Here is a 4291-nt window from a genome sequence, read left to right on the forward strand (position 1 = left end):
GAATAAAAGATATTTGCATGCCAGAACAACAATTAAAGATAAAGACAGACACTTAATGAGAATTAGGTTTTTCACTGATTTTGATAAATTCTCAGATTGATTAATAGAAGCATAAAATATAAAAATTAATTGGTGGTTAGATATGAAACACTTAGTACCTAATTATGCGGATTCAGTAAAATATACTTTAGACTACGAAAATTTTATTTCGAAGCTCTCAAGTAAAATGGACTTGGAGCACTATGGTACACGATTTAGCCCTTATCTTCTTGATGTGCCTAAGTCTATTCTAGGCCAAGCCGAAACAGTGCACCCAGTTTTGATTAAAGCAATTAATAAAATTGTTGATAATTATCTCTTGGATGAAAATTTGAAGGAGGCTTTAAAGTTAGATGATCGTCAATTATTACTTGTTAAGCTAGCAAGCAAAACATCATATAAAATATTTTCTATTCGTCCAGATTTTTTAATTTCTGAGAACAATGAAATTAAGTTATGTGAAATTAATGCTAGATTCACAATTAATGGTTTTATGGGAGCTTATTATACCTATTTGCAAACAAAAGAAGATTATCCTCAGGACTCGGGTATAGAAGATATTTTGGGCAAACTTGTTGATAGTTATACTTCTAGGTTTGATTTGTCTAAACCACTATTTTTGATGCGAGAAAAAGAAAAAGGATATGATTTAAATCTATTAAAAGGTTATTTAATAAGCAAGGGTGTTGAAGTTGTTGATATTAAGCCTAGAGATTTAAATTTTCTGATGAAAAATTGGTTGCTCAAGGAGTAGAATGCGAACAGTTAATTATGGAGCTACATCAGGATGAATTAGAAAATATTTCTTATGATGTTCTAGAACATATTATTCTAAATGTGAATTATGTGAATGATGTTAGGACAATTCTTATCACGCATGATAAAAGATTGTTCTCTATATTATCCAGTTCAGAGGTTATGAGTAAATATCTTTCTAGCGAAGAAGTAGCGACTTTAAAAAGGCATATAATTGAAACTTATTCATTAAGCCAAATTAAAGATAAAGTTCTTAATAATAAAGGTGCTTGGGTTTTAAAAAAATGCTTGAGTGGCAAAGGCGAAGGGATGTACATTGGTGCAGAAGCGCCTTTAGAAAAAATTGCCACTGTGGCGGATAGTCAGGCAGCTCAGTACATCGCTCAGCCATTTTTAGCGCAAAAGAAAATAGACATATTTATTGACGGTGAATATAGATCTTGTAATGCTGTAGGGATGATTTTAAGCTTAAATGGTGTTTATCAGGGTTCTGGTTTTTTTCGAGTCTCTCCAAGTAGCATTATCGCTGTTTCTCGTGGAGGCTGTATCGTTGTCCCATCATTTAGGTAAAATATCTAGCGGTGTTTCAAAGATAGCGTCTGCTATCTTTTTTGTTAATGTATTTGCCTATGGACGGGTTTTTTTTGCAACAATACTTGCGACACGGATATCTCATGAAGCAGTAGTTGCTCTATCATTTTCTATGTCAGTTATGACGGTAGCCAATATGATAATTTTTGGCATACTGAGTATTATCGGTATGGATATCGCGAAGGCAAAAGATGCAGGATCCTATCAAAGCTATATTGCAAAATATTTTAAAATCAGCGGGCTGATTTGCGTTATTGTGTTACTGCTTGCAATGCTTTTTGCACTGCTAACTTACGGCCATGTTAGTTTGTTGGCAACAGAGTTTATACTGGTGTATGCTGTGGGGTTTATCCCTTTTATCTTTTCTAGTGCATTGAGATATATCCTATTAGCAAGAACTTATAGTAAGATTATTAAAATCACTAATATTATAACGTTTATTATTTGTGTCGTGGTGACACTGCTATGTTATTACTTATTTGAAAATACATCAATAGTGAGCTTTGCATTCGGTTGTATTATAGGGTTTTTATATAATTTACTGCACCTAGTCCATTTCTCACTAAAGAAAGAAGTTATTAGTTTTTCCTTTTTAAGAGATGTAAAATCTACAAGATGGATGGAGTGCTTGCGGTTCATTTTTGAAGGCTGTAAAGTCTCTTTAGTCTATGCCTCTGACTCTATCGTTTGTGCCATTATTATTATGCTAACCTTGAGTTATGGTGAAAGTTATGTTGTTGCGGTTCAAGTTGCTTTGCAATTGTTTTTATTTGCATCATTTTGGATTACAGGATTTGCTAATGGTGTGATGATTGAGTTGCCAAAGTATGGTTCTATTCGACAGTCTAAGAAAGCTTTGAAAGTGGTTTTAAGTTATATATTTAAAAAAGCAGTAATCTACTGGCTATCGATTGCGGTAATATTATTTTTGTTTTCTGGAGTAATATTAAAGTATATATTTAATTTGCATGGCTTGTCGTATGAAATTGCCCATATCGAAATTCATATGGTTATCGTATTGGTTCTATTTGATTTTATTCGTCAGTCATTATTTTATATATTAAGGCTGTTAAACCAAGTTGTAAGCGCGGTATTTTTTTCTTATTTAATCTTCGCTTTTTCTATAATCTTAATGTTGTCATTAAAGTACTTTGAAAAGGCACCTGCTGCTTTTTTGGCATTATATGTTATTTCATGTATTGTAATATCAATCTTATATCTAAAAAAAATTATTAATTTCCGGTATGCTAGGAGATAGTTATGACACTTACGTGGTTGAATGAGAATGAATTTTATCAAACAATGGTTGGGAAAAAGGTAAATTCATTGGATGATTGCCCAATACTTTCTAAAGAAAATTATGAGGCTGCAATTGAATCACTGAACGAAAAAATATAGCTATACGGAAGGGTTCTGGAGCTCTGTTTATTGGTCGTTAACAGGAGGATCAACCTCATCGCAGTCAAAAAATATGTATTTCCCTTATGATATTAATGAGAATTTTTTACAAAGACAATATATCTCAGAAAGCCTTAAAGAAATTGGAATATTTACCAATCAAGATGTAATGATAAATTTGTTTACAGGTCAAAATGCTTATCGTGGATTGGAGTTATTTAATGACTTATCTGCACGCGCAGGAGTGACTAGTTTGCCTATTGGGGATAGGTGCAATGATGAATTGTTACATAAGTTTGTTACTGACTTTTTTCCGACAATAATTGCTGGCTCTCCTTCTAGAATATCTAAATATGCAGATTACTGTTTAGAGAGTGGCTTTGATATTCACTTTGATCAGGTTATGTATGCGACAAGTTCACTATACCCTGCTCAAAAAGAAAAAATAGAGAAAGCTTTTGGTGTGCAGAGAGTTACTTCAATTTATGGTTCTGCTGAAACGGGTCCATGGGCTTATTTTGATTCTAATATTTTAAATACAAGTCAGTTTATTATCGCTGATAAAGTATCATCTGTAGAAATTATCGATCCTGATGAAGATGGTTATGGTGATATAGTTGTAACTAATAAATTAAGAAAAAGATTTCCTGTCATTAGGTACTCACTGGGAGATATAGGTAAAGTTTGGAGTCAAAGTATTCATGGTGCTGAATGCAAGATTTTAGAGGTTAAAGGTCGGAATACTCAGTGGGTGTCTTTTTCTGATATTCAAATTGAACTGGATAAGTTTGAAAAATCTTTATCAAAATATATGGATTGGCAGATTATTCAAAAATTTGATAGTGATGGTGATGAAATTATCCAGGTTAATATTTATAATGGATCTGAGCCTAGTAGCGACTTTGTCGAGACACAAAAGATACTTGATAAGCTTTGTAAAGTTAATATGTATGCTGGTGCCTTGAAAAAAGTGGATATTCAAAAAGTAGAGCATGCTGAATTAATTAAATCGAAAATTAGTAATAAGGTGATTAAAATTGTAGACAAAAGAAATCAGTAGTACTAGAAGTAAGTTAGTTGATGCTGAAAATTAGGAATACTAAGTGTGATTAATCAAAGCGAAAGAATTTATTCGACACTTTACAAGGCGAGTGTTTTTTTCGTTGTTATTATTTCTTGTATGTTGTTTGCAGTGCTTTTTTACCTGCTTGCGAACCACCTCGTTAAGGATAAAGTTGATACATTAGAATCAAAATTAGATAAGCTTTATGAACTATCTGACCGTATTCAAGAAAATATTTCTGTGACCTCTTTTATGCTCCAGGAAATTTATACGGATCCACGATATCTGTCCAATGATTTAAAAGGATCGGTAAATTTTTTACGAAGCTGGGGGTAATGAATGAGTATTTTTATGGCGTGGGGTATGCGCTTAACCCAAAATATAAAGACTACGGTGTTTATATTTATGAAAATTCTTTAGGGAAAATAATTACTGATAGCATGG

The 4291-nt window shown here is 32.5% G+C and carries 6 protein-coding genes; all 6 read left to right on the forward strand.

The annotated features are described in order from the left end of the window. Nucleotides 1–142 precede the first annotated feature (142 nt). The 6 genes from BGC07_RS09685 to BGC07_RS09705 all read left to right on the forward strand — a co-directional run bounded on the left by BGC07_RS09685 (nucleotide 143) and on the right by BGC07_RS09705 (nucleotide 4183). A complete protein-coding gene (locus BGC07_RS09685; protein ID WP_069312934.1) occupies nucleotides 143–793 on the forward strand; it encodes a hypothetical protein in 651 nt (216 codons plus the stop codon). Further along, entirely contained in the window at nucleotides 775–1365 is a 591-nt protein-coding gene (locus BGC07_RS09690; RefSeq protein ID WP_158006905.1) for a hypothetical protein, read from the forward strand. Before BGC07_RS09685 ends, BGC07_RS09690 begins: the two co-directional genes overlap by 19 nt. Further along, a complete protein-coding gene (locus tag BGC07_RS09695) occupies nucleotides 1346–2644 on the forward strand; it encodes a hypothetical protein (protein ID WP_069312936.1) in 1299 nt (432 codons plus the stop codon). The genes BGC07_RS09690 and BGC07_RS09695 overlap by 20 nt, the downstream gene beginning before the upstream one ends. Nucleotides 2645–2646: 2 nt before the next feature. Beyond that, nucleotides 2647–2784 carry a hypothetical protein gene (locus BGC07_RS20645; RefSeq protein WP_158006906.1) on the forward strand — a complete coding sequence of 46 codons (138 nt, stop codon included), beginning with the start codon at nucleotides 2647–2649 and terminating at the stop codon, nucleotides 2782–2784. Between the two features lie 73 nt (nucleotides 2785–2857). Beyond that, a complete protein-coding gene (locus tag BGC07_RS09700) occupies nucleotides 2858–3844 on the forward strand; it encodes a phenylacetate--CoA ligase family protein (protein WP_069312937.1) in 987 nt (328 codons plus the stop codon). Nucleotides 3845–3889: 45 nt separating this feature from the next. Continuing rightward, the gene (locus BGC07_RS09705) at nucleotides 3890–4183 is read left to right on the forward strand and encodes a hypothetical protein (protein ID WP_069312938.1); all 294 of its coding nucleotides are present in this window, start codon (nucleotides 3890–3892) and stop codon (nucleotides 4181–4183) included. The last annotated feature ends 108 nt before the right edge of the window (nucleotides 4184–4291 follow it).

The organism is Piscirickettsia litoralis (assembly GCF_001720395.1).
Taxonomy (GTDB): Bacteria; Pseudomonadota; Gammaproteobacteria; order Piscirickettsiales; family Piscirickettsiaceae; genus Piscirickettsia; species Piscirickettsia litoralis.